Below are 236 nucleotides of genomic sequence, written 5' to 3' on the forward strand. Positions count from 1 at the left end.
CATAGTTAGGCTTATCAGCATCAATAAAAACCAAATCGTAAGTTTTATCTAACTCAGGAATTATATCTAAGGCATTCCCTAAATGTTGGTGTATTTGCTTTCCATAAGCAGATTTGTCAAAATATTTTCGTTGAAAATCTACCAATTCTTCATTTACATCAATAGTATGAATTTCTCCATCGGCTTGTAATCCTTCTGCTAAGCAAAGCGTAGCGTAACCCGTAAAAGTACCAAGC

General features: G+C 34.3%; 1 protein-coding gene. It reads right to left on the reverse strand.

The features are described from left to right. The coding region (locus EGM88_RS13530; RefSeq protein WP_123898967.1) for an O-methyltransferase at window positions 1-236 on the reverse strand (236 nt) is incomplete at both ends.

This window comes from Aureibaculum marinum (assembly GCF_003813905.1).
In the GTDB taxonomy this organism is placed as follows: domain Bacteria; phylum Bacteroidota; class Bacteroidia; order Flavobacteriales; family Flavobacteriaceae; genus Aureibaculum; species Aureibaculum marinum.